This is a genomic window from Patulibacter minatonensis DSM 18081 (assembly GCF_000519325.1).
GTDB lineage: Bacteria > Actinomycetota > Thermoleophilia > Solirubrobacterales > Solirubrobacteraceae > Patulibacter > Patulibacter minatonensis.
In genome coordinates this window covers 1,029,471-1,053,568 of record NZ_KI912613.1, presented here as the reverse complement: position 1 = coordinate 1,053,568, position 24,098 = coordinate 1,029,471, and the positions used below count along the sequence as shown (strand labels likewise).

19 protein-coding genes are annotated in these 24,098 nt (G+C 75.3%); 12 read left to right on the top strand and 7 right to left on the bottom strand.

The features are described 5' to 3' along the window. Positions 1 to 156: 156 nt before the first annotated feature. A complete protein-coding gene (locus tag PATMI_RS0104850; RefSeq protein ID WP_245604080.1) occupies positions 157 to 2,919 on the bottom strand; it encodes an Ig-like domain-containing protein in 2,763 nt (920 codons plus the stop codon). 238 nt (positions 2,920 to 3,157) lie between these two features. Here PATMI_RS0104850 and PATMI_RS27475 point away from each other — a divergent pair, with 238 nt between their 5' ends. Then, a complete protein-coding gene (locus PATMI_RS27475) occupies positions 3,158 to 5,167 on the top strand; it encodes an Ig-like domain-containing protein (protein ID WP_026910058.1) in 2,010 nt (669 codons plus the stop codon). 83 nt (positions 5,168 to 5,250) lie between these two features. On the opposite strand, the gene PATMI_RS27470 is transcribed toward PATMI_RS27475, so the two are convergent. Beyond that, positions 5,251 to 6,030: a sulfite exporter TauE/SafE family protein gene (locus PATMI_RS27470; RefSeq protein ID WP_051471066.1), complete on the bottom strand. Its 780-nt coding sequence runs from the start codon at positions 6,028 to 6,030 to the stop codon at positions 5,251 to 5,253. A gap of 65 nt (positions 6,031 to 6,095) precedes the next feature. Between PATMI_RS27470 and otsB the strand changes: the two genes are divergently transcribed. The 7 genes from otsB (at position 6,096) to PATMI_RS0104805 (ending at position 12,557) form a co-directional block, all read left to right on the top strand. Next, entirely contained in the window at positions 6,096 to 6,911 is an 816-nt protein-coding gene (gene otsB / locus PATMI_RS0104835; protein WP_026910057.1) for a trehalose-phosphatase, read from the top strand. Further along, positions 6,908 to 7,444 carry a hypothetical protein gene (locus PATMI_RS0104830; RefSeq protein WP_026910056.1) on the top strand — a complete coding sequence of 179 codons (537 nt, stop codon included), beginning with the start codon at positions 6,908 to 6,910 and terminating at the stop codon, positions 7,442 to 7,444. Before otsB ends, PATMI_RS0104830 begins: the two co-directional genes overlap by 4 nt. Continuing rightward, the gene (locus PATMI_RS0104825; RefSeq protein WP_026910055.1) at positions 7,441 to 8,487 is read left to right on the top strand and encodes a glycosyltransferase; all 1,047 of its coding nucleotides are present in this window, start codon (positions 7,441 to 7,443) and stop codon (positions 8,485 to 8,487) included. The genes PATMI_RS0104830 and PATMI_RS0104825 overlap by 4 nt, the downstream gene beginning before the upstream one ends. Positions 8,488 to 8,587: 100 nt before the next feature. Beyond that, positions 8,588 to 9,400, top strand: coding sequence for a polyprenol monophosphomannose synthase (locus PATMI_RS27465; protein WP_051471065.1), 813 nt, complete (start codon positions 8,588 to 8,590; stop codon positions 9,398 to 9,400). A gap of 150 nt (positions 9,401 to 9,550) precedes the next feature. After that, positions 9,551 to 9,871, top strand: a complete 321-nt coding sequence (gene trxA, locus PATMI_RS0104815) for a thioredoxin (protein ID WP_026910054.1) — start codon at positions 9,551 to 9,553, stop codon at positions 9,869 to 9,871. A gap of 126 nt (positions 9,872 to 9,997) precedes the next feature. Further along, positions 9,998 to 11,038 (top strand): endonuclease/exonuclease/phosphatase family protein, encoded by a 1,041-nt coding sequence (locus PATMI_RS0104810; RefSeq protein ID WP_026910053.1) that lies wholly within the window; start codon positions 9,998 to 10,000, stop codon positions 11,036 to 11,038. Positions 11,039 to 11,093: 55 nt separating this feature from the next. Beyond that, complete coding sequence (locus tag PATMI_RS0104805) at positions 11,094 to 12,557, top strand: hypothetical protein (RefSeq protein WP_026910052.1); 1,464 nt, start codon at positions 11,094 to 11,096, stop codon at positions 12,555 to 12,557. A 179-nt stretch (positions 12,558 to 12,736) separates the two neighbouring features. On the opposite strand, the gene PATMI_RS0104800 is transcribed toward PATMI_RS0104805, so the two are convergent. The 3 genes from PATMI_RS0104800 to PATMI_RS27460 all read right to left on the bottom strand — a co-directional run bounded on the left by PATMI_RS0104800 (position 12,737) and on the right by PATMI_RS27460 (position 17,982). Then, a complete protein-coding gene (locus PATMI_RS0104800) occupies positions 12,737 to 13,675 on the bottom strand; it encodes a MerR family DNA-binding transcriptional regulator (RefSeq protein WP_026910051.1) in 939 nt (312 codons plus the stop codon). Positions 13,676 to 13,911: 236 nt separating this feature from the next. Beyond that, positions 13,912 to 17,121, bottom strand: a complete 3,210-nt coding sequence (locus tag PATMI_RS0104795) for a hypothetical protein (RefSeq protein WP_026910050.1) — start codon at positions 17,119 to 17,121, stop codon at positions 13,912 to 13,914. A gap of 186 nt (positions 17,122 to 17,307) precedes the next feature. Further along, the gene (locus tag PATMI_RS27460; RefSeq protein ID WP_051471064.1) at positions 17,308 to 17,982 is read right to left on the bottom strand and encodes a metal-dependent transcriptional regulator; all 675 of its coding nucleotides are present in this window, start codon (positions 17,980 to 17,982) and stop codon (positions 17,308 to 17,310) included. A 155-nt stretch (positions 17,983 to 18,137) separates the two neighbouring features. On the opposite strand from PATMI_RS27460, the gene PATMI_RS27455 reads away from it, so the two are divergent. Further along, positions 18,138 to 19,283 (top strand): PAS domain-containing sensor histidine kinase, encoded by a 1,146-nt coding sequence (locus PATMI_RS27455; protein ID WP_084269681.1) that lies wholly within the window; start codon positions 18,138 to 18,140, stop codon positions 19,281 to 19,283. Positions 19,284 to 19,360: 77 nt separating this feature from the next. On the opposite strand, the gene PATMI_RS0104780 is transcribed toward PATMI_RS27455, so the two are convergent. Next, positions 19,361 to 20,254, bottom strand: coding sequence for a LysR family transcriptional regulator ArgP (locus PATMI_RS0104780; RefSeq protein ID WP_026910049.1), 894 nt, complete (start codon positions 20,252 to 20,254; stop codon positions 19,361 to 19,363). Between the two features lie 72 nt (positions 20,255 to 20,326). Between PATMI_RS0104780 and PATMI_RS0104775 the strand changes: the two genes are divergently transcribed. Next, on the top strand, positions 20,327 to 20,950 hold the full coding sequence (locus PATMI_RS0104775) for a LysE/ArgO family amino acid transporter (protein ID WP_036725239.1): 624 nt from the start codon (positions 20,327 to 20,329) through the stop codon (positions 20,948 to 20,950). 317 nt (positions 20,951 to 21,267) lie between these two features. On the opposite strand, the gene PATMI_RS0104770 is transcribed toward PATMI_RS0104775, so the two are convergent. Beyond that, a complete protein-coding gene (locus PATMI_RS0104770) occupies positions 21,268 to 21,930 on the bottom strand; it encodes a response regulator transcription factor (protein ID WP_026910047.1) in 663 nt (220 codons plus the stop codon). Positions 21,931 to 22,300: 370 nt separating this feature from the next. On the opposite strand from PATMI_RS0104770, the gene PATMI_RS0104765 reads away from it, so the two are divergent. Then, positions 22,301 to 22,822, top strand: coding sequence for an MSMEG_0572/Sll0783 family nitrogen starvation response protein (locus PATMI_RS0104765; protein ID WP_026910046.1), 522 nt, complete (start codon positions 22,301 to 22,303; stop codon positions 22,820 to 22,822). A gap of 4 nt (positions 22,823 to 22,826) precedes the next feature. Then, positions 22,827 to 24,095 carry an MSMEG_0568 family radical SAM protein gene (locus tag PATMI_RS0104760; protein ID WP_211241694.1) on the top strand — a complete coding sequence of 423 codons (1,269 nt, stop codon included), beginning with the start codon at positions 22,827 to 22,829 and terminating at the stop codon, positions 24,093 to 24,095. Positions 24,096 to 24,098 lie beyond the last annotated feature (3 nt).

Below are 24,098 nucleotides of genomic sequence, written 5' to 3'. Positions count from 1 at the left end.
CGACACGGACCACGAGGGCGGTTGCCCGGGGCCCGCTGTGTCGGATCGCGTACCGCGGAGGTACCGGATCCGACACGGTGGGCGGCCGTCCCCCGCTCACGCCGCCCGCGCCCCACCCGCCGCGGCCGCCCCGGAGGACGGCCGCGGCGCGCGTCCTCAGCGGACGGTCACCGTGCGGGTGCTCGCCCGCACGTTGCCCGCCGCGTCGTAGGCGCGGACCGTCATCGCGTAGCGGCCCTTCGCCAGGCGGCCTGTCGGCTTCAGGGTCCAGCTCGAGGTGCCCTTCGCGACCAGCGCGACCGCGCTGGCCTTCGCCATCGGCTTCGACAGCGCGCCGGTGCCGCGGACGAACCGGACCTTCTTGCCCGCGGCCTTCGCGAGCGTGACCTGCACCGACGTCACGCGCCCCTTGGCGGCCGAGCGGGTCTTCGTGACGCAGCCCGCGTCGGTCGCCCTGCCCGAGACCGTGAGCCTCCGGCCCTTCAGCGCGACCTTCACGCCGCTGGTCCGCGGTGCGGTCCGGTCGACGCAGGCGCCGGCCTTCGTCACCGTCGTCACGCCGTCGACGCCGATCGCGTCCGGGAGCGCCGGGGAGGCCGCGGCGCGCGGGGAGGAGGCGAGGATCGTCGCCGGGCTCGGGCCCGACGTCGCGGGACCCGTCGACGGACCGTCGGCGGCCGCGTCGTCGACGAGGACCTTCGTGCCCGCCGTGTCCTCCTGGAACCGGACGTCCGCCAGCTGGACGGAGCCCTGCGCCGGCTTGCCGGCCTCGCCGAAGCGCAGCTCGACCTTCCGGACCGTCTTCAGGTCGACGCCCTGGGCGGCGAAGTCGCCGAGCGGGACGCGGATCTCGTGCAGCAGGATGTGGACCTTGCTGGTGGTCGAGCCGACCGACGGCTGCAGCGCGTTGCCGTAGCGCTGGCTCGCCGCCGAGACGGTCCCCTCGTGCCCGGCCGCGTCCGTCACCGCGATGGTGAAGTCCTGCGTCCAGGTGGTCGGGGCCCACTCCGCCGCGGAGCCGACGCGGGTCGCGGCGGTGATCGCGCTGCGGTCCGGGTTCAGCGGGTCGATGTTGCGCGGGTCGAAGAAGTTCACGCCCGCGGCGAGCGCGAGGGCCTTCTTGCCCGAGACGTCACCGTCGGCTGCGGGGATCCGCGTCGCGATCGTCGCCGGCTTGCCCGTCGTGCCGACCGGGTTCTCCCAGGCGGCCGAGAGCTGCAGGCCGTAGGACTGGTTGACCGGGCCGTTCTCGCGCTGGCCGGCCTGTCCGCCGAGGGCGGCGACGCCCGGGAGCGGGCACGCCTTCTTCGCGGTCGGGTAGGACGGCTTGCCGATCTGCGCCGGGGCGAAGTCGTCGGGCTCCGGGTTGCACCAGTCGAGCCCGGTGGTCGTCGTGGCCGGGACCGGCAGCACGCCGCCGTCGGCCGTGAACGGGTTGGCGAAGCCGCTCGAGACGAGCGCCGTGCCGACCGCGCTGGTCGTCAGCGGGGTGTCGGCGTCCGGGCCGATGACGTCCTCGCGCTCGGAGGCGGGGGCGACGTAGTCGGTCAGGGTCCGCTCGTTGCACGCGATCCGGGTGCCGTCGGTGCCGGTCGCCGGCGTGCCGAACGAGACCTGCTGGTTCGGGCAGGCGGTCTCCGGCAGCTCGGACAGGCCGTCGGCGTTGCGCTCGCCCGTCATGAATCGGTCGAACGCGCCCTCGCCGCCGACGTAGCGCCGGAAGAACGAGGACATCAGCGAGAGACCGACGCGCTCCTGGTCCCCCATCAGCGCCGGGTTGCCGTCACCGCGGTTGTTGAAGGTGTAGGTACCGCCGGGGCTCGCTCCGCGGTCGAGCGTGGGCAGGGCCGGGTCGTTGACCGAGCGCCCGCCGCTGAGGCGGAGGTTGTTGGGCTGCGACACGGCGCACGCGGCGTCGTTGGGGTTGCTGTCCTCGCCGTCGGCGGCCCAGACGCTGTTGTACCAGTTGTGGTTCGTGCCGAGGACGCCCACCTGGAGCAGCGGGAACGGGTTGTCCGGGTCGGCCTGCTGGCCCCGCTCGTAGAAGCGCGCGCCCTGCAGGTTGGAGACGTCGCCGTCGCACTGCGGGAGGATCGAGAGGAACGGCACCTTCGTCGGCGCGCGGCGCTCGTAGTCGGTCGGCGCGAGCGCGATGACGCCGCGCAGCGGGTACCGCCGACCGGGGGCCGGGCGGGTGCGGTTGTAGTCGATGAAGCTCGTCACCGCGTCGCCGCCGCGGGAGTGGCCCATGAGGCCGATGCGCGTGAGGTCGAGCTTGCCCTTCAGCGAGTCGCCGATGTTCTGGTCGGGGCCCGTGAGACCCTCGGCGTCGGCCTTGTAGAGGGCGTCCAGGGTGGCGGCGATCAGCAGGCGACGCTGGTGCATCCCCTTCGCCATGTTCTGGTCCTGGTAGTAGATGAGCTGGTCCTGATCGATCGAGACGACCGTGTAGCCCCAGGTGGCCAGGTTCTCGCCGAGGTAGGCGTAGCCGCGGTCGTTGCGCTTGAAGACCGTGCAGTTCGGCGCGGCGCCCGTGTCGCACGAGCCGTGGTTGCCGTGGACCAGCACGATCACCGGCGAGCGCTCGGTGCGTCCGACCGGGGTGTAGAGCGAGCCGCGGATCTGCAGCGAGGCCGCGGCGGCCGGGCCGGTCGTGGCGCCGCCGGCGGCGTTCGGCTCCTGCAGGTTGACCGTGCCGGCCGTGAAGTTCTTCGACGGCGCGTTCTCCGAGGTGGTGAAGCCGTACGGCCCCCGCAGCATCGGGTCCGGGTCGGCGGCGCGGGCGGCTGATGGGACGGCCGCCAGGAGGACGGCCACGAGCGCGAGCACCGTGGCGGATAGAGCCCCGAGGGGGGCGCGGGCGATGTTCACAGTTCTCCGTGCATGGATGACGAGGACCGTCGCCGCAGCGGGAGCCACGGGACCGCCGACAACCGTATGGACGCAGAACCGAACGTTCGTACGCCATCCGGACAGACGGAGACGCGGCGTACAGAACACACCGGATTCCAACGTCGCGAGGGCTTGCGCCTAGAGTTCCGGCTCGCCGTACCGGCCCCTGTGCGTTGGATTCTGCAGTTCAAGCAGAGATATCCAACGCGTGGACATCGTTCATCGCCGATCACTGTCGACCACGCACCGAGGTGCACCGCATCCCATGACGTCTCCGCCCCTCCGTCGACTCCGGCGCACCCTCCTCGCGGTCGTGCTCGTCGGCGCGGCCGCACCGGCCGCCGCGAGCGCCGCCACCTACACGGTCGACGACGACCGCGCCCAGTGCCCATCAGCCGGCTTCACGTCCATCCAGGACGCGGTCGACCAGGCCGCCGCCCATGACACCGTCGTGATCTGCGACGGCGTGTACCGCGAGCAGTCCACCCCGCCGTACGGCAACACCCAGAGCTTCGCCCAGCAGGGCTCGCGGAACGGCCTGACGATCACGAAGCCCCTGACGATCCGGGGCGCGGGCGCCGACAAGGTCACGATCATGCCCGCGGCCGAGCTCGGCGACTCGCTCGCCGGCACGGTCCCGTACTTGCGCGACGGCGGCGGCAACGTCATCTCCGTCAACCGCCAGACGCTCGGGTCCTCCGACGACAACGAGAACTTCCTCGACCTCTCGGGCGTCACCGTCGAGTCGCCCGACGCCTACGCCGAGGCCGGCATCGCGTTCTTCAACACCTCCGGTCGCGTGGCGAAGAGCGTCGTCGGGCCGCTCCGCCGTCCCGCCGCCGACGCCGTCGCGGGCCGCCCGCACGGCTGGGGCATCGTCCAGACCAACTCGCTGCAGAGCGCCGTCCTCGGCGGCATCCGCCGCCAGGTGACGGTCGAGGACAGCCTCGTGACCGGCTTCGGGGCGGGCGGGGTCCTCTTCGACGCCTCCGTCGGAGGGGCGGACGGGGCGGCCACGAACACGACGCGCTCGAACGTGAACGCCTACGGCTCGGTGCTCCGCAGCCGGATCGTCGGTGCCAAGGGCGGCGCCGCGAGCACCCAGACCGGCGTGCGGTACCAGTCCGGTCAGCGCGGCCGGGTCACGGGCAGCGAGATCGTCGACGTCTGGAACGGCGTCGCGGGGACGGGCAGCGCGAACGCCCGGGCCTCCGTCGGCCTGCTGCTCGCGGACGCCGACACCGGCGACGACGTCACGAACCCCGGCGTCCGGGCCTTCCAGGTCACGGGCACGACGTTCGGCGGCGACGGCTTCGCGATCTACAACGCCGACGCGGCCAACGCCGCCATCCGCACCGGTGCCCCCGCGCTCGCCACCGGCAACTACTGGGGATGCGCACTCGGCCCGGTCCGCACCGGCGGCAACGTCCTCGGCGCGCCCAGCAGCCCGACGACGTTCTGCCAGGGCGGCTCGGGCACCGACGCCGGGACCCCGGCGGCGCCGAGCCTGACGACCGAGGCCGGCACCGTCGCCGACCCGTTCCGCACGTCGGCCGCGGCCCTCGCGCTGCCGGCGAAGACGCCCGACGCGGCCCCCGAGGCCGCGATCGTCGACCCGACCGCGGGCGACGTCGTCCCGGTCGGCACGACGATCTCCCCGGTGGTCCGGGCGTCGGACGACTTCGGGGTCCGGTCGGTGACGCTGACCGCCGCCGGCGCGCCGGTCGCCACGCTGTCGACGCGGCCGTACGAGTTCTCGTACACGCCGACCGCGGCGCAGGCCGGGACCACCGTCCCGCTGACCGCCACCGTCACGGACTCCGCGGGCCAGACCACGACGACCACGGTGTCGATCGTCGTCCCGGCGCTGCCGACGCCGCCCGTCGCGACGACGCCGGACGCGCCGACCACGCCCGCGGCACCGGCCCCGCCCGCGAGCCCGGACCCGCCGGCCGCGCCGGTCCTGAAGACGGTCTCGTCGAGCACCCGCTCCGCGCGCCTCGACTCCCAGGGCCGGTTCGCGTTCGAGGTCGCCTGCGGCAAGGGCTCCGGCTCCTGCCGCGTCCGGGTCCTGGTCCGCCGGACGAGCTCGATCGTCGGCTCCCGGACGCTGACCATCGCCGCCGGGAAGTCGTTCACGGTGCGGATGCGCCCGACCGCGGCGATGCGCCGGACCCTCCGCCGGGGCGACTCGGCGACGGTGAAGGTGTCCTTCTCCGGGGACGGCCTGAAGCTGGCGGCCACCTTCAACCTGAAGGTGCTGCCCCGGAAGTAGGGGGCCGGTGGTCCGTGTCGGATCGTGTACCGCGGAGGTCCCGGATCCGACGCGGACCACGGCGGCCGCGGCCCCGACCCGCGTCAGGCCGTCTCCGGCTCCTTCTGCAGCCCCCGCCGCCCCAGGCGCTGCGCCACGTAGACCAGCAGCAGCGCGAAGCCGATCTCCAGGACCCGGACGGGCAACGCGTTGGCGAGGACGACGCCGACGAGGGCGCCCGGGATCGCCAGGAGGCCCATCGTGATCGAGGTGCGGAGCTCGAGGTTGCCGTAGCGGTGCTGGCGCCAGGCGCCCAGGAGCGACATCGGGACCATCGCCAGGAGCGACGTGGCCTCGGCGTCGACGTGGCCGAGGCCCAGGACGTAGATCAGGCCCGGGACGAACAGGGTGCCGCCGCCGACGCCGAGCAGGCCGGAGACGACGCCGGCGGCGTAGCCGAACAGGGCGGCGAGGGCGACGCGGCCGGCATCGAGGTCGCCGCCGGAGCCGTCGGCGTCGCCGTTGGAGAGGACCATGCTGATGGCGACGGCGATCAGGAGGACCGCGAAGATCAGGGAGACGCGGCGGGCCGGGATCCGCTGCTGCAGCCAGGTCCCGGACAGCACCCCGAGGAGGGCGGGGACGCCGACGAGCAGGCCCTCGGTCACGTGGAGGGTCCCGTACGCGCCCTGGGTCAGGGTCGCCGCGCTCGCGATCAGGACGATCGCCCCGAGCGAGGTGCTGGTCGCCCGGCGCTCGTCCATCTGCAGCAGCAGGATCAGGAGCGGGACCATCACGACGCCGCCCCCGACCCCGAACAGGCCGCTGAAGAGGCCCGCGACGGTGCCGATCCCGGCGATCGCTCCGGTTCGACGTCGATCCACGGGGGGGATCGTAGTCCGGGCCGGGTGGTGGACCCGGGGTGCCCGGGATGCGCGACACTACGCCCGTGCCCGACGGCCCACACGGCGACCTGCTCGCCCCGCTGCGCGAGCACCCCGACCGGGCGGCGATCCTGCTCGACGTCGACGGCACCCTCGCTCCGATCACCACCCGGGCGGCCGACGCGGCCGTGCCGGAGGCGACCCGCGCCGTCGTGGCCGCCGTCGTCGCGCGGTACGGGCTCGTGGCCTGCATCACGGGCCGGCGCACGGAGGACGCACGCGCGATGGTCGGCGTCGACGGCCTCCACTACGTCGGCAACCACGGCACGGAGATCCTCCGCCACGGCGCCGACGGTCCCGAGGTCCGGCCCGAGATCGCCGACTGGGAGCCCCGCGTCCGGGAGCTCGCCGAGGGCCTCCTGGCCGGCACGCAGGACGACGGCCCCGCCGCCCGGGACCTCCGGCTGGAGGACAAGGGCCCGATCCAGGCGCTGCACTGGCGCGGCGCCGACGACGAGGACGCCTCGGAGGCCGTCGCGGAGTCGATCGGGGCGCGGGCCGAGGCCGAGGGGCTCGTGCTGCACCGCGGCCGCATGGTCCTCGAGCTCCGGCCGCCCGTCCCGTTCGACAAGGGCGCGGCCGTACGCTGGCTGCTCGACGGTCGCCCGTCCGGCCCGGCGCTCTACGCCGGCGACGACCGCACCGACCTCGACGCGTTCGCCGGTCTGCGCGAGCTCCGGTCCGCCGGGGCGCTGACGCACGCCGTCTGCGTGGCGGCGGTCGACGTCGGCGCACCGCAGGAGGTCTCGGACGGGGCCGACGTCACCGTCGCGGGAACCGACGGCGTCCGTGCCATGCTCGAGGGGCTCCTGCTCCCGTGACCTTCCGCAAGCTCCTCCACACGACCGTCCTGCTCTCCGGCGCGTCCGCGACGGTCCTCGGGCTGCTCGTCGTGCTGCACGCGCAGGTCAACAGCGACCCGATGCCGGCCGTGATCTCCGGCATCTGGTGGCTGTTCGCGAGCCTGTTCGGCATCCGGGCGGGCGCCCTCGACGCGACGAGCCCGCAGATCGCGAAGGTCCTGGCGGAGGCCCGGGCGGCCGAGCAGCTCCCGGAGCCACGACCGGTCCTGACGCTCCTGAACCGCCTCTGGCCGCTGTTCGTCGTGACGATGGCGTCCGGGGTCGCGGCGATCTGGCTGCCGCAGGTCGCGGGCGTCGCCACCGGGTTCCTGCTGATCTGGGCGCTCGGCTGGCGCAAGCAGGAGTCCGCGGTGCAGGCGATCGAGGAGCGCGACGGCGTCGAGTTCCTCGTCGAGCGCACCGGCCCCGTCTCGCCGCTGAAGCTGCTCCGCACGCCCGGGCTCCGTCGCGACCGCCCGGAGCACAAGCGCCAGTCCGCCGCCGGCGTGTGACCGCCGCCGGGCTCCCCGCCGACGTCCTGCTCGTCTCGCTCGGGTCGACGTCCGGCCTGCGCACCGTCGACGACCAGCTCGCCGGCGCGATCGAGCGCGCGGGCGCGCGGATCGCGGTCGTGCGCGCCCGCCCGCCGCGGAACGTCCGGACGCTGGCGCTGACCGACCTCGTCTGGGCGCTCGCCGCCCGCCACGCCGCGCAGGAGGGCCTCCGTCGTCACCGGCCGCGCGCCGTCGTCTACGGGAGCGTCGGTGCCGCGCTCCTGTGGCCGCGACCGGGTGCGATCCGGCTCGACGCGGCGATGGCCGCCAACCGCCCCGGGCGGCACGGCGTCTGGCAGCGCCCCCGCGAGCGCCTGCTGCTGCGCCGCAGCCCGCTGCTGGTCCCGCAGTCCGCGGAGGCGCTGGCCGAGGTCCCGGTCCCGCGCCCGCCCGCGGTGGTCGTGCCGCCCCCGGTCGCCCTGGGGCCCGAGCCCCGCGCGTGGGATGAGCGCGACGTCGCGGCCGTCACCTACGCGGCGGACCCCTGGAAGAAGGGTCTCGACCGCGTCCTGGCCGCCTGGCGCGGCACCCGGCGGGACGGCGAGGAGCTCGTCGTCTGCGGCGCGCGGCCCGGGGCGGTCGCCGCGGCCGCCGGTCCTGCCGGGATCCCCCCGGGCGTCCGCGACGCGGGCCCGCTGGCCCCGGAGGCGTTCGCGGACCTCCTCGCCCATGCCCGGACGTTCGTGATCGCCCCGCGACGCGAGGACCACGGGCTCGTCCAGCTCGAGGCCCTGGCTGCCGGCTGCCGCCTGGTGACGACGACGGCCCCCGGCGCCTACGTCGCGCTGGCGGTCGCCCGCGTCGCGGCGCCGCGGCTCGTCGTCGACCGGCCCGACGACACCGGGGCGCTCGCCGCCGCGATCCGCTCCGCGCTCGACGCGCCACGCGATCCGGGGTCCGATGACGCCGCGCGGGCGCGGGCGTCGCTGGCCGAGCGGTTCGACGCCGACCGGGTCGACGCCGTCGTCCGCGACGAGCTGCTGCCGGCGCTGCTCGGCTGAGCGCCGCCGCGCCACGACCGCTCCGGCGGGCCTCCGGCGCCTGCGGGCTCGCACGGACCGGCGGCACCTCCCCGGTCGCCAGCGTCTACCGTTCCCGCTGATGTCGACGGTCGCCCACGTCCCGTGGCTGGTCATCCCGACGTTCGACGAGGCCGAGAACGTCGAGCGGGTGGTGGGGCTCTCCCGGGAGACCCTCGCCGCCGCGTGCCCGGACGGATTCCGCATCCTCATCGTCGACGACGGCTCACCCGACGGCACGGGCGAGATCGCCGACCGCCTCGCCGCCGCGCACCCCGACGAGGTCCGGGTGCTCCACCGCGAGCGGCCCCAGGGCCTCGGGCCGGCGTACCTGGCGGGCTTCGAGGTGGCGCTCCGGGCCGGCGCGACGCACGTCATGGAGATGGACGCCGACCTCTCCCACGACCCCCGCGACCTCGCGCGGCTGCTCGACGCGGTCCGGGGCGGCGCGGACCTCGCGCTCGGCTCCCGGTACGTCACGGGCGGCGGCGTCAGCGACTGGGGGCTGCTGCGCCGGGTGATCTCCCGTGGCGGCTCCTGGTACGCCCGGGTCACCCTCGGCCTGCGGGTGCGCGACCTGACGGGCGGGTTCAAGTGCTTCGACGCCGCCGTGCTCCGGGCGATCGACCTGCCGACGGTCCGCTCGGTCGGCTACGCGTTCCAGGTCGAGCTGACGTGGCGCACGGTCCGCTCCGGGTTCCGGGTCGTCGAGGTCCCGATCGTCTTCCGCGACCGCACGGCCGGCTCGTCGAAGATGAACTGGCGGATCGCACGCGAGGCCGTCGTCCTCGTGCCCGCGCTCCGGCGCTCGCGGTGGCGGGCGCCGCTCGCCGCCGGCGCCCGCGCGTCGGTGCCGGAGGACGATCCGGCCTCGATGAGCACCCCGGGCCGGTAGCCTCGACGCCGGGAGCCCGGTCGCCCCGCCGCGACGTCCGCGGCCGGTGGTGCGGAGCCCACGAGGCCCCTCGCTTCATTTTGTATAGTGGGTGGCAGAAGCAGTCCGGATCCGCGAGGATCGAGTGCGGTTCCAACGAGGAGCAGTGAGATGGCGACTGACGTCACCGACAGCAACTTCCAGGCCGAGGTCATCGAGAGCGACCAGGCCACGATCGTCGACTTCTGGGCCCCCTGGTGCGGCCCGTGCCGCGCGGTCAGCCCGGTGCTCGAGGAGATCGACTCCGAGCGCAGCGACGTCCGCGTGGTCAAGCTGAACACGGACGACAACCAGCAGACGGCCGCCAAGTACGGGATCATGTCGATCCCGACGATGATCGTCTTCAAGAACGGCGAGCCCGCCGGGCAGATCGTCGGCGCCATGCCGAAGCCCCGCCTGAACGGCGAGATCGACCGCATCCTCGGCGTCTGATCCGCCCGCCCGGCCCTCGCGGCCGGGCACCCGCGGCCCCCGGGCCGCCCCCCGTCGGGCCGCGCATCGCGCGGCCCGATCGCGTTCCGGCGTCCGTGGCCGGTGCGCCTGCGATCCTCCTCGGCGATGCGGCCCGCCGTCCCGAGCATCGTCGCGTGGTCCGTCGCCGTCCTCGGGGTCCTCGTGCTGTGGTCCGCGGAGGTGCCGTTCCCCGGGACCCACCGCCTCGACGCGCAGGCCCCGTTCACGCAGCTCGCCGCCCTGCGCGTGCCGCTCGTCGTCCTGGCGGTCGTGGTCGCGTGCGGGTGGCTCGTCGTGGTCCGGCTGACCCGCTGGGTCGACGGCCCGGAGGACCGCCCGCTGCCGGCGGTCCCCGCGGGGCTGCTGCTGCTCGCGGCACTCGCGGCGGCCGGGCAGATCGCCCCGCGGGTGCTGGGCCGAGGCGTTCCGCTGCCGAGCGGCGGCACGGCGGTGACCGTGCTGAGCGCCAACGTCTTCGCGTCCCGGGCGACGCCGGAGACCGTCGCGGTGCTCGTGCGGCGGACCGGCGCCCGGGTCGTGGCGCTGCCGGAGGCGAACGCGCGGACGGCACGGGCCTACGCCCGCGAGGTGTCGACGGCGACGGGCCTGCGCTGGGTCGCGTTCACCGACGCGCGGGGCGGCCCGGACGACGACCGCTCGGCCCGGCCGACGTCGATGCTCGTGAGCGCGCACCTGCGCCCGGCGCGTCTGCCCGCGCCACCTGCAGGGGGACCGGACTCGCACGGTGCGGTGCGGGTGCGGTTGACGCTCGGCCGCACCCGGTCGGTCGTCGTCTCGGCGGTCCACCCGCTCCCGCCGCCCCCCGCGGCGTCCCAGGCCGCCTGGCGCCGCGACCTCCGCGCGCTGCGCCGGCCGTGCCGCGACGGCGAGCTCCTGGCCGGGGACTTCAACGCGACGCTCGACCACTCGCCGTTCCGCGCGCTCCTGGGAGCCGGCTGTCGCGACGCCGCGTCCGACGTCGGACGCGGGCTGCGGGCGACCTGGACCGGGGGACCGCTCGGCATCGTCCGGCCCGCGATCGACCACGTCCTGACCAGCGGCCGCTGGGCGACGACGAACGCCGGGGTCCGACCGATCCCCGGGAGCGACCACCGGGCGGTCTGGGCGCGCGTCGTCGTGGAGTGAGCCCGTGGTCGCCGACCGGCGCATGGCCCCCCGGTCGGCGTGGTACACAGGGAAGGTGCTGCAGGCGCTGGAACGGCTCTCGGGACCCCGCAGGGTGCTGCTGGGCTCCGCGGCGCTGCTGTTCGCGGTCTCGTTCCTCCCCTGGTTCCACTACTCCTCGCGCGGCGTCACGCTCGAGGTCGACGGGTGGAGCGGGGTCGGGGTCCTGGCCTGGATCCTCGCGCTCGAGGTGGTCGTCTGGGAGCTCGTCCGCGCGGCGCGGATCTCGCCCGTCGGCGGTGATCGGGGCGACCGGTACTCGGCGGTCGGCGGGCTCGCGACGGCGTTCGTCGGGCTGCTGTTCGTCCTGCGCCGCGCGTTCGACGGCGACCTCGGGTACGGCTGGGTCCCCGGGACCATGCTCGTCGCCGCGCTCGCGTGGGCGTCGTGGATCCTGTTCCTCTCCTCGTCGGGGCCCGCGGCGATCGACGCCCGGCTCGGGCGCGGCGAGGCCCCGCCGGAGTCCCGTCCCGACGACGGGCGCCCCGCGCCGGTCCGCCCCGCACCGGCGGCGAACTGGCGTCGGATCGACCAGGGCGCCGTCCGCGGCGGCACCGCGACCGCGACGACGGGCGGCCCCGCGCCGGCCTGGTCGTCGGGCCGCGCCCGGCCGGCCGACCCCGCGCCCGCGGCGCGCCTCGGGCTCGGGACGGCACGTTCCGCGTCGTCGTCCGCTGCCGGCCCGCGGGCCGCACGGGACGACGCCGCACGGGAGGACGGCCCCGCCCGGAGAGGCGGTCCCCGGGAGGGCGCCGCGCCGGGACGGGAGACGTCGTCGCGCGACGACGCTCTCCCGCGTCGGAACACCGCGCCGCCGGAGGCTGCTCCACCGCGCGGGGAGACGGCGCCTCGGCGGCAGGCCGCCCCTCCGCGGGAGGACGCGCAGCCGCGCCGGGAACCGGCCTCGCCGCGGCAGGCCACCCCTCGGCGGGAGGACGTGCCGCCGCGCCGCGATCCGACCCCGCCGAGCGAACCCGCCCCGCCGCGCCGGGACGCCCCCGCCCGCCGGGACGACGCCCCGGCCTGGTCGTCGATCGATGCGCCCGCGCCGGTCCGTCGGACCGCGTCCGGCGGGCGCACCGGGACGCCGGCGTGGAACCGCCCGGCCGACGCGCCCCGCGACCGCGCGGACCTGCCGCCGTGGCGCGGTGGACCGCGGAGCGCGGATCCGGGCGGCGACCGGACCCGGGCGTGGGAGTCCGCGGTCGAGCGCGAGGAGGACCTGCCCCCGTGGCGCCGGCCCCAGGAGCCGCCCCCGGCGGAGCCGACACCGACCCGGCATCGGCCGCGACTGCCCTGGCGCGACCGCCGCGCGACCGGGGACGGCGACGAGCTGCCGCCGTGGCGCGGAGGGACGCAGCGACCGGACCCGCCGGGCGGGCGTCCGGCCTGGCGCGACCCGGGTGCCGCGGGGCGGAACGTGGAGGACGCCCGGCCGTCGAGGTCCGAGAAGCGACGCGACGAACCGCCGCTCTGGTGAGCTGCCGCCCGAACGTTCGCGTGCGGCGACGCCGCCGGTGGACGTCCGGTCGAGCACATCGGGCGGTGGGACCGGTCCGGGACCGCGCGGACCTTGTACCGCCGGGGCGGTCGGAGCATGGTGGATCCACCCCTGTCACCTCGCTCGAAGGAGCGTCGTCGGTGCGGGGCGATCGCGTCTCAGCGCCCGCGACGTACGCGGATCGGCTGCTCGACGTCGCCGTCGAGCAGCTGCAGCAGCCGCGAGCGGGCGACCAGCGGCGCCGGGTCCAGACGCTCGACGCCGGTGGTGCGGGCCTCGACGAGCGGCCCGTGGAAGTCCAGGACCGGCAGCTCCCCGCCGGCCGCGCGCTGGGCGGCGAAGACGAGGCGCCCGAGCCGGTCCAGCGGCACCCCGCGGCCGGAGAGGACGAGCGCCGCGGGCTCGATCCGGCCGAGGGCGCGGGAGAGCTCCGTCGGCTGCAGGCCGGCGCCGACGGTGATCGGCAGGACGCCGGCGCGCCGGAGCGCGAGGTCGAGCGCCTGCACGCGCAGCGCGTCGACCGAGCCGTGGTCGGTGCCGTCGACCACGACCACCAGGTGTGGTCGGTGTGCAGGGGGCGCGGTCCGGGTCGCCGCGGCCAGCCACCGCTGCGCCCACCGCCAGCCGAACGCGAACTCGACGGACCCGGGGTGCTCGCGGTCGAGCGCGTCGATCGCGGGCAGCAGCAGCTCGTCGACCGAGCGCTCCAGCGACCGCAGGTGCAGCGACTCCTCGACGACGCGGTCGGCGTCGCCCTCGTCGTAGCGCCGGAGCGCGCGGCGCAGGCGGTCGACGGGGGAGGCGACGCCGCGTGAGCGCCCGGCGCCCTGGTCGCGCTCCCAGGACGCGAACGGGTCGCCGGTGTCGCGCCCGTCGCCGTGCTGGTGGTCGCGCCGCGCCAGGGCGACCGCGGTGGCCGCGTCGGGGGCGCGGTCCATCGCCTCGCGCAGCGCCTCGATCTCGCCGAGGTCGTACTGCCGGTGCCCGCCGCCGGTCCGCTGCGGCGTGGGGAAGCCGTAGCGGCGCTCCCAGCCGCGCAGCGTGCTGGCGGAGACGCCGAGCAGCTCCGAGGCAGCCGTGGTGCGGATCGCGGTCATCGACCGCCGATCGTCGACGGCCGGGGGGGCGGAAGCAAGCGCGGCAAGACCGCGTGCGCCGGGGCAGCGTCGCACGGGGCGTGCCGGCCGGCGGGGGTGGCGTGCTCGTCGGCCCGACGTGACGTCGTCGTCGGATGGCGACGCGAACGTCGAAGCGGGCCGCGGAGGACGCCGGGAGGCGCACCCCGACCGCGGTCCCGTCGCGCGCGACGCCGGGACCGCGACTCCTCACCGCCTCAGCGGCAGGGGTAGGGCAGCTTCCGGAACGGCCCCGCCGACTCGCTGTTCTTCGACATCACGACCTGGCGGTAGCGGCCCGGCTTCAGGTCGTAGCGGACGCCCGCGACCTTCACCGTCGCCCGGATGCCCTTCGGCACGCTCGGGATCCGCACCGCGCGGCACTTGGACGACAGGTCGAAGCCGAGCTTCCGCCCGTCGCTGAGGACCGCCGTGGCCGAGTAGCGCACGGCGCCCTGGACCTTCGGGAAGACGACGACCAGCGCGCCGCTCTTCACCCGTCGGGCGCGCAGGGCGCCCGGCAGGGGCGGCAGGGTCTCGCGGGGCGCGGTGAACGTCGCGACGGTCTCCCGCTTCAGCGCGATGCCCTTCCGCGAGACGACCGCCTGCACCGTCCGCCTGCCGCCGGGGCCGCGCGACGGCCGGAACGTCGTCGTCACGCACCGCAGGCGACGGCCGTCGGGCAGCGGCCTCGCGCCGCGGCAGGGCCGGCCCTTCACGGAGCCGATGATCGTCCGGCCGATCTTCGGGCCCCGCTCGGTCAGCCGGACGGAGGTGCCGTCGGCCACGGCGAAGGTCAGCGAGACCTCCTGCCCTTTCTTGGTCTTCCGCGTCTGCCCGAGCAGCACCGGGGGCGCGTCGAGGTCGGCGCGGTCCAGGCGCGTCGGGGTCGAGGTCGAGCCGGGCGCCGCCTCGACGGTCCAGGTCCCGGCGGCCGGCTTCAGGAGCACGATGCTCGTGGTGCCGTCCGTCGGGTTCTCGACCAGCGTGTAGCGGCCCTTCACCTGCGCGGTGCCGGTGGCGGCCGGCGAGGTGATGGTCGTACCGCCCGGTCCGCGGAGGACCACCTTCGGCGGTCCGGCGCCGCCGGCGACGCGGAGCGTCACCGCCTTGGTGCCCTTCGAGATCTCCTCGGAGAGCCCCGCGCCCGCCTGGTGCGGGGTCGCCGCGGCCGGGGCGGTCGTCGACGCGCCGCGCGTCGTCACCGGGGCGCCGGCGGCCACGTCGCGCGTGGCCGCGCGGGTGGTCGCTCCGCCGCGCGTCGCCTTGTAGGGCCCGAAGTCGCACGAGCCGCCGAGCAGGTCGACCTTCTTCGTCGCGAACGTGTAGCCGAAGCCGCCCTTGATCGGCACCTCGACCCTGCGGGTGCTGAAGGAGATCGAGCCGAAGCCGAAGGAGCCCTGGCGGGGGTTCACCGGCTCGTAGAAGACGAGGGTCCCGAGGTCGAGGCAGCCCGCCACGCCGGAGCTCGAGATGAGCCCGCGCGCGGTCGCGCAGGGCAGACCGGTGATGCAGCCCCTGAGCGACCCCTCCACGTTGAAGAGGTCGTTGCGCGGCTCGATCCAGCCGGCCGCCTCGCCCTCGATGCTGGCGATCCTGAGGTCGAGCTTCGCCTTCAGGGCGAAGTCGACGTCGCCCCACGCGTTGAACGTCACCTCGCCGCTCCCGACCTCCTCGCCGAGCACCTTGACGTTGCCGCCGACGTTCAGCGACCACGGGTCCGAGGCGGTCGCGTCGGTGTACAGGAAGTGGCCGTTGACGTTCAGGATCGGACCGGCGGGGCTCGGCAGCGCGGCGACGCCCACGTCCCCGCGCAGCTTGAACGGCGGCGGGGACAGGCACAGCCCGACGCCGACGCGGTTGAGGAAGACGCCGGGCACGATCGGCACGGTGGTGCCGAGGTCGTCGACGAAGCCGCCGAGCTTGCTCACCTGTCCGCCGGCGAGGCCGCCGAACGCCGCCAGCTTCGTGTTGCTCGACGTCGGCAGCTGGATCACGGCGTTGCCGTCCCAGCGGTCGGTGCCGGTGTCGGTCGCACAGGTGATGTACGGGCTGCCGTCGAGGTCCGGGGCGGCGCAGGGCTCGACCGACTGGCCGCCGGAGGGCACGAAGGAGAAACAGGTCTCGACGACCTTGATGCGGCCGATCCAGACGTCCTTCGCCTGAATCTTCAGTCCGTCGTAGCGGACACCGGCCTCGTCGACCCTCAGGGACGCCGTGCCCGTGACGGTGCCGGCGTCACGGGCCGGGCTGGAGCGGAAGGACGACGGCAGCTCGATGTTCAGCGGGAACGTCGCGTAGTGCGAGCCGTCGTCGGCGTACCCGATCCGCAGCGCGATCGAGCCGCGCACCTTCAGCCCGAAGAGCGCGGCGTTCTGCGGGACCTCGATGCTGCGGACCGTCTTCTCGTCGCCCTTCCCGCCCTCGGGCAGCGAGAAGTCGACGTCGCCCGACAGTGCGGTGAAGCCGCCGATGCGGATCGACGCGTTCGTCGTCCGGAAGCGTCCGCCCGGGTTCGCGGCGTCGGGGTAGGTGATCTCGAACGTCTGGCCGTAGTCCGGGAAGGGGATCCCGTTGAGCTTGACCGCGTCGGTCGTCTCCCAGCGGGCGGACGGCACCGCGCCGACCTGGGAGAAGCAGCCCTTCGTGGTGACCTGGGTCAGCGCGAACGTCAGCGTCCTCGTGCACGGCGGATCCGGCGCGGGAGCGGGCGGTGCGGGCGCACCCGGGGTCACCGGCGTGGTCGGGACCGGGGGATCGATGACGTCCAGCGTCCGGGTGACGACCGTCTCGTGGGCCCGCGTCGCGTCGTCCTGGATCTTCACGCGCACGACGTGCGGGCCGGTCGTCGCGAACGTCGGCCTGACCGTCCGCTCGGTGCCGTCGGCCGCGCTGTCGTCGAACTGCCCGTCGTCGTCGGTGTCCCAGAAGTACGAGAAGCCCGGCGTGCCGCCGGTCTGGGTCGCCGAGAGCGTCGCGACCCGGCCGACCACGGGCGGGTCGGGGGCGACGCTGATCGTGCCCGCCAGGCCGGCCTTCGTCGTGAGCGGGAAGGACCGCGAGCCGAGCAGCCTGCCCGGGGCGCCGCAGCCGCTCGAGACCGGATCGGGGCCGTTGAGCTGCTCCACCAGCACGACGTGGTCGCCGACGGTGTCGAAGGTCGTCGCGAACGTGTCCTCGTCCGGCTCCGCGCTGGACCGGGTCTGCCGCACGACGCCGTCGACGGAGAACCGGACGAGGTCGGGGCACTCGCCGTCGCGCGTCGCGGTGAACGTGATCACCTCGCCGGTCGTCGGGTCCGGCTGGTTCGACGTGACGCCGGTGACCTCGGCGTGCGCCGTGCCGCTCAGTCCGAGGACGAGGAGCAGCGTCAGCAGCGCTCCGCTCGTCCCGCTCCGCGCGAGTCCTGGTCCACGCCGTATGTCCATGAGGTCCCCTGGTCCCGCGCTGCGGGGTGCAGCGACCGGGCGAGTGAACCACGGTCGGAGGTGGCGCCGACAAACATTCGGCTAACGGTGGTCGCCAGGGCGTGGACCAATGGCGGATCGCCGGGTCCGCGCGGGGTGTCCCGCCCCCCGGGCCGACCCGTGCAGGCCCGCGGGGCGGGCGGCCGCTCAGCCCGCCGGCGCCTCCTGCGGCACGGCGGCCGTGCTCCAGACCGCCACGGTGTTCGCGACGTCGGTGGCGACGCGGGCCTCGCCGTCGTCGGTCTCGAGGACCACGGCGTCGGGGTCGATCCGGGCGACGGTGGCGGCGAAGCCGAGCTTCAGGCCGGCCTCGTGGAGGTCGCGCAGCGCGGCGTCGTGCTCGTTCTCGAACCGCAGGACGGTGATCCGGCTGCCGACCGGGACCTCGGCCAGGCGGGTGCCGCACATGACGCGGTTGCCGGCGGCGATCGGGTGCCCGTGCGGACAGGTCGTCGCGGTGCCGATCGCCACCCGCATGCGCTCGGCGACGACGTCGCTCATCGCCTGATCGATCTTCTCGGCCTCGCCGTGGACCTCGTACCAGGGGATCCCGAGGACGTCGGTCAGGAAGCGCTCCACCAGGCGGTGGCGGCTGGCGGCGTGGCGGGCGATCTCGAGTCCCTCGTCGGTGAACGAGATCCGCTTGCGCTCGTCGCGCTCGATCAGGCGGTCGGCCTCGAGGCGCTTGACCATCTCGTGCACGGTCGGCGCCGACAGCGACATCTCCCGCGAGACGTTCGCGGCGGTCAGGGGGCGGCCGGCCTCGAACAGGTGGAGGAGGGTCTCGAGGTACTCCTGCTCCGCGGGGGTCACGTCACGCATGGCTTGATGCTAATGGCTACAAACAAGGTTCGGGCGGCCTTCCGGTGAAGACGGACGCGCCGGCGCGTCCGGTTCTCCGACCCGGACAACGGGGCGGCCCGCGTTCTGGCCGCCCGCGCACCCGGAGGGCCGAGGGCCCGGGGTACCGTCGACCCGTGGACCCCGTGCCCGCTCACGACGAGGAGACGACGCACGTCGATCCGGGCCCCGAGCTCTTCGAGGCGCTGCTGGCGAGCTCGGCCGACGCGTTCTACGTCGTCGATCCCGACGGGGGCGTGCAGTTCGCGAACCCGGCCGCGGTGGCGCTCCTCGGCTACGACGACGAGTCCGAGCTGCTCGGGAGGAACAGCCACGCGACGATCCACTACAAGCACCCGGACGGGTCGGCGTTCCCGTCCGAGGAGTGCATGCTGCTCAAGCCCCGGTCGACCGGCGAGGTCGTGCGGATGGAGCTCGACTGGTTCGTCCGCAGGGACGGCTCGATGGTGCCGATCGCGTACTCGTCGTCGCCGCTCCTGATGGACGGCAAGCGCGGCGCGGTCGTCGTCTTCCGGCAGGTCGACCCGGAGGGCGGAGAGGCGCCGGACGGGATCGGGCGGTCGCACGCGCTCGAGCTCCACCACTCGCGCGCCCGGATCCTGGCGTCCGCCGACGCCGCACGCCGCCGGATCTCGCGCGACCTCCACGACGGCGCCCAGCAGCGCCTGGTCCACGTGCTGATGACGCTGCGCAGCGCCGCGGTCCGCGTCGGCGACGGGGCGGGCGACACGAGGGCGCTGCTGTCGCGGGCCAGCGACGAGGTCCAGGAGGCGATCCGCGAGATGCGGGACCTCGTGGCCGGCGTGCACCCCGCGATCCTGTCGGACCGGGGGCTGCGCGCGGCGGTCGAGTCGTTGACGGCGCGGTCGGCGGTGGACGTCGAGGTCGACGTCCCGGCCGACCGCTGGCCGGCGGAGGTCGAGGCCTGCGCCTACTTCGTGATCTCCGAGGCCACGACGAACGTGGCGAAGCACGCGCCGTCGGCGGGGGAGGTCCTCGTCCGGGTGCGCGACGACGACGGCGCGCTGGAGATCGAGGTCCGCGACGATGGCGACGGTGGCGCGAACCCCGACGCCGGCAGCGGCATCCGGGGACTGGAGGACCGGGTCTCCGCGCTCGGGGGCCGGCTGGAGGTCCGGGACGCTCGGCGCCGGGCCCCGCTCGGCACGCGGCTGACGGCGACGATCCCGCTCGGTCGTCGGGCGGTCGGGCCGGCGGTCGGCCGGGACGCCGAGGGGACCAGGCGGACGCCGGCGGGGTGAGGCGCGCCGCGTCGGCGTCCTCCTGCCGATCGCCGGGTGGCCGGCGGTCCGGCCGCCGCATCGCCCGCTGGGCCCGGTCACCCCGCCGGCTGCACCAGCGCCTCCCGCCCCGCCGCGATCACCGCCTCGCCGAGCCGGTCGAGCGCCGGGGAGCGCAGGCGCCACTGCTGCCAGTGGAGGGCGACGTCCGTGGCGGTGCCCGGGTCGAGCTCGACGAGGACGCCGGTGCGCCGGTCGTCGTCGGCCTGGAGGTCGGGGACGAGACCCCAGCCGAAGCCGAGCCGGACCGCCTCGAGGAAGTCCGCCGACGACGGGACGAAGTGGACGGGCGGGTCGGCGCCGGGGGACCGCGCGTCGAGGTGGGCGCGCTGGAGCGGGTCGTCCCGGTCGAACGTCACGACGGGTGCACGGGCGTAGGCGGCCGCGTCCGGACCGTCCGGGAACCACCGCGCCGCGAACGCCGGCGACGCGACCGGCCGGTACCGCATCGCCCCCAGCGGCACGACGCGGCAGCCGGCGACCGGCTCCGCGTCCGTCGAGACCGCCGCGAGCACGGTGCCGTCGCGAAGGAGCTCGCTCGTGCGGCGCTCGTCCTCGCGCCGCAGGCGGAAGAACAGCTCGTCCGCCAGGGGCCGCAGTGCAGGCAGCACCCAGGTGGCGAGGGAGTCGGCGTTGACGGCGACCGGCAGCGGCGGCGTGCGTCCCCCGTCGGCGGCGGGGTCGAGCTCGAGCGCCGCGTCGGTCATCAGGAGCTCGACCTGGCGCGCGAGCCGCAGCACCGGACGGCCGGCGTCGGTGACGCGCACCGGCTTGCTGCGCACGAGGAGCACCTGCCCCGTCGCGGCCTCGAGCGCCCGCAGGCGCTGGCTGACCGCCGACGGCGTCACGTGGAGCACCCGCGCCGCGCCGTCGAGCGTGCCCTCCGCCACCGCGGCCGACAGGGCTCGCAGCTGCTGGAGGTCGAGGTCCATCGAAAGCGATGCTACAGCGGCTGAAGAATCCGTCGTTGGACTTCCGACGGTCGCGACCGCAGACTCCGCCGCGTGCTCGGAGGACCGGAACTGCTCGCCGCCGGGGCCGGACTGCTGTTCGGCCTGTCGCTGATCGTCGCGATCGGCGCCCAGAACGCGTTCGTCCTGCGCCAGGGGCTCCGCGGTGAGCACGTCCTGCTCGTCGTCGGGGTCTGCACGCTCTCCGACGTGCTGCTGATCGTCGCCGGCGTCGCGGGGACGGGGGCCGTCGTCGCCGGGCGCCCGGGGTTGGCCGAGGCGATGCGGCTCGGGGGTGCGGCGTTCCTCCTCGCCTACGGCGCCCTGGCCGCCCGCCGGGCGCTCCGGCCGTCGGCGATGCGCGCCGACGAGGCGGCGGTCCCCGCGGGGTGGGTGGCGACGCTCTGGACGGCGCTGGCGTTCACGTGGCTGAACCCGCACGTGTACCTCGACACCGTCGTGCTGCTCGGGTCGGTCGCCGAGCACCAGGGCGACCGCCGGTGGTGGTTCGCGGTCGGCGCGGCCGTGGCGAGCGCCGCGTGGTTCCTGGCGCTCGGGCAGGGCGCCCGGCTGTTGCGCCCGGTCTTCGCGCGGCGGGCGGCGTGGCGCGTCCTCGACGGCGCGATCGCCGTCTTCATGGTCGTGCTGGCCGCGGCGCTGGTGCGCGCTGCGGTGTGACGCCTGCGAGGTGGCGGCCGGTGGGCCGCGGGAGACGAAAGAGCTCGGGGGCACGGTCGAGATCCCCCATCGCCGACCGTGCCCTCGATGCCTGTCCCGCCCGGCGTGAAGCTCGGGCGTGGCGCCCACCGCGGTGGGCGCTTGAACACGAAGACGCCGGGTGTCCACAGAACCTACGAAAGTTGCACGAGAAACTATATATTGGCGCGTAGACGCTCGTCTCGGTCGGGTGTCCCGGTGCACGCTGCCGCCCGGATCGGCCGTCCAGCAGAGCGATCGCGCCGGAATCCGGCCCCGGGTGATCTCGCCGGTGCCGGTCAGCCGCCGACGCGCAGGAACGTCAGGACGGCCGACACGCGCCGGTGCTCGGTGGGCTCCTTCGCCAGACCGAGCTTCGAGAAGATGCCGGTGACGTGCTTCTCGACGGCGGCCCCGGTGACGCCGAGGACGTCGGCGATCCCGATGTTCGAGCGCCCCTCGGCCATCAGCGCCAGGACCTCGCGCTCCCGGGGGGTCAGGCCGGCGAGGACGTCGCCGGTGCGCCGGCGGCCGAACATCCGGGCGACGACCTCGGGGTCCAGCGCCGACCCGCCGGCGGCGACGCGACGGACGGCCTCACCGATCGTCTCGACGTCGGCGACGCGGTCCTTCAGCAGGTAGCCGACGCCGCGCGGGTCCTCGCCGATCAGCTCCATCGCGTAGTGCTCCTCGACGTACTGGGAGAGCACGAGGATCCCGACGTCGGGCTGCGCGGACCGGATCCGTTCGGCGGCGCGGAGGCCGTCGTCGGTCTGCGTCGGCGGCATCTGCACGTCGACGACGATCACGTCGGGGCGCAGCTCGGCCGCCAGCTCCTCGAGCGTCGGGGCGTCCCCGGCCTGCCCGACGACGTCGAACCCCAGGTCGCGAAGGATCCGCACGAGCCCCTCGCGGATCAGGGCGTGGTCCTCGGCGACGACGAGGCGGAGGGGGTCCGGCACGCCGCGGACGGTAGCGGCGCGGAGGGGCCGACGCGAGGCGGTCCGCCGGTGGACTCCCGAGCGACCGGCGGCCTCGGCGGACGTCGCGCCGATCGCACCCCACGCCCGTCGTCGGGCCGACCCCACGCCTGCGCGGCGGGGGTAGGGACAACCCCACGGTCGACCCGCCGGTCCTCCCGACGTGGCGGGTGCGGACTGGACGTCGGGCCAGTCGGCCCCCGCCCAGCCTGGTCATCCGGGCCATCGAAACGCGGCCCCGGCGGCGGGAGGCTGTGACCAGTCCGCTCCACCGGTCCCCGCGTCGCCTCCTCCTTGATCGGTCGGGGCGCCGGGGCCGGAGGGGCATCCGTCCGACACAGGAGCACCCCTCATGGCCATCGCACCCAGCCTCACCGACAGCGAGATCGCGAGCATCTCGGAGATCCCGCACCCGACCCAGGAGATCGGCGGGTCGATCTACGGGCAGACCAAGGTCTTCCCCGACTACCAGGCGGAGAAGGGCGAGAGCTACCTCGGCCTCGTCCACGGCATCGCCCACGAGTCGTCGGTGTCGCTCGTCGCGGTGCTGCAGGCGATCCGCGCACAGCGCAAGGGGTTCGAGACCGCCCTCTACTTCTTCGGGATCGGCGCCCTGAACGCGCTGCACACCCGCGGCTTCCCGACGATCGGCGCCGAGATCTTCCCGGGCATGCGCAACGAGAACGGGCAGCTCGAGCGCTACCTGAACGAGGGCGGCAAGGTCTACGCCTGCCGGCTGGGCCTGGCGCTCCACGGCGCCCGCGAGGAGGACCTCATGGAGGGCGTCATCCCGTGCCACCCGCTCGACCTGCAGGACTGCCTGATCGAGTACGCCCGCAAGGGCGCGATCATCAACACGACCTGGATGTTCTAGGACGATGTCCGCGTACCAGGAGATCGCGCCCACCCGCCCCGGCCTCCTGGGACGCACCGCGCGCCGCGCCGCCGAGGAGGCCCCTTCCGCGGCGTGGGCGACGGACGGGACGCCGCTCTCGTCCGTCCTCGGCATCACCGCCGACGAGGTCCCGGCACCGGAGGCCGGCGCCGACACCGTCACCCCGATCGACCTGGCCCTGCGCGCCGAGCTCGCGGTCCACGGGCTCCGGGCGACCCCGGGCCTCTCGCGCCGCGGCGGCGCCGGTCCGTCGAACGACGGCCACTGGAAGCTCGCGGGCGCCGGCACCGCGAAGGGCTGCGGCTCCCAGACCACCCTGCCGATGTCGCCCGACTCGCCGTTCTCGCTCGACGCGAACGGCGCGCTGACGAGGGACGGCGTCGTCGTCGAGGACGTCTCCGTCGAGGCGATCGAGCGCCCCGCCTTCTACGACCTGTCGACCGCCGACGGCACGCGGTACGAGGACCTCGCCCGGCTGCACGGCGTCAACGTCCTGGCCACCACCGTCGTCCAGACCTGCATCCGCTACCGCGACGAGTCGACGCGCTGCCGCTTCTGCACGATCGAGGAGTCGCTCCGCGCCGGCAACACCGCGCAGGTCAAGCGCCCCGAGGACCTCGCCGAGGTCGCCGCCGCCGCGGTCCGCCTGGACGGCGTGCAGCAGATGGTCATGACGACCGGCACGAGCAACGGCCGCGACCGCGGGGCCAAGCACCTCGTCAGGTGCGTCGAGGCCGTGCTGGCCGCCGTCCCCGGCCTCGCGATCCAGGTCCAGATCGAGCCGCCGCTGGACCTCGGGTGGATCGACCGGCTGCACGAGGCCGGCGCCGCCGCCGTCGGCATCCACGTCGAGTCGATGGACGAGGACGTCCGCGCCCGCTGGACCCCCGGCAAGGCCGAGGTGCCGATCGAGCGCTACGAGGAGGCCTGGCGCCGCGCCGTCGCGGTCTTCGGCCCGAACCGCGTCTCGACCTACCTGCTCGTCGGCCTGGGCGAGGAGCCCGACCACCTCGTCGCCGCCGCCGAGCGCCTGATCGACATGGGCGTCTACCCCTTCGTCGTGCCGTACCGCCCGATGGACGGCTCGCTGGCCTTCACCGATGGGGTGGGCGCACCATCCGCGGCGGAGCTCCGCGCCGTCACCGGCCGCGTCGCCCGCGCCCTGCGCCACGCGGGCATGCGCGGCGTCGACCAGGTCGCCGGCTGCGCGGCGTGCGGCGCCTGCTCCGCGCTCGCGGCGGACGGGGGCTGAGCC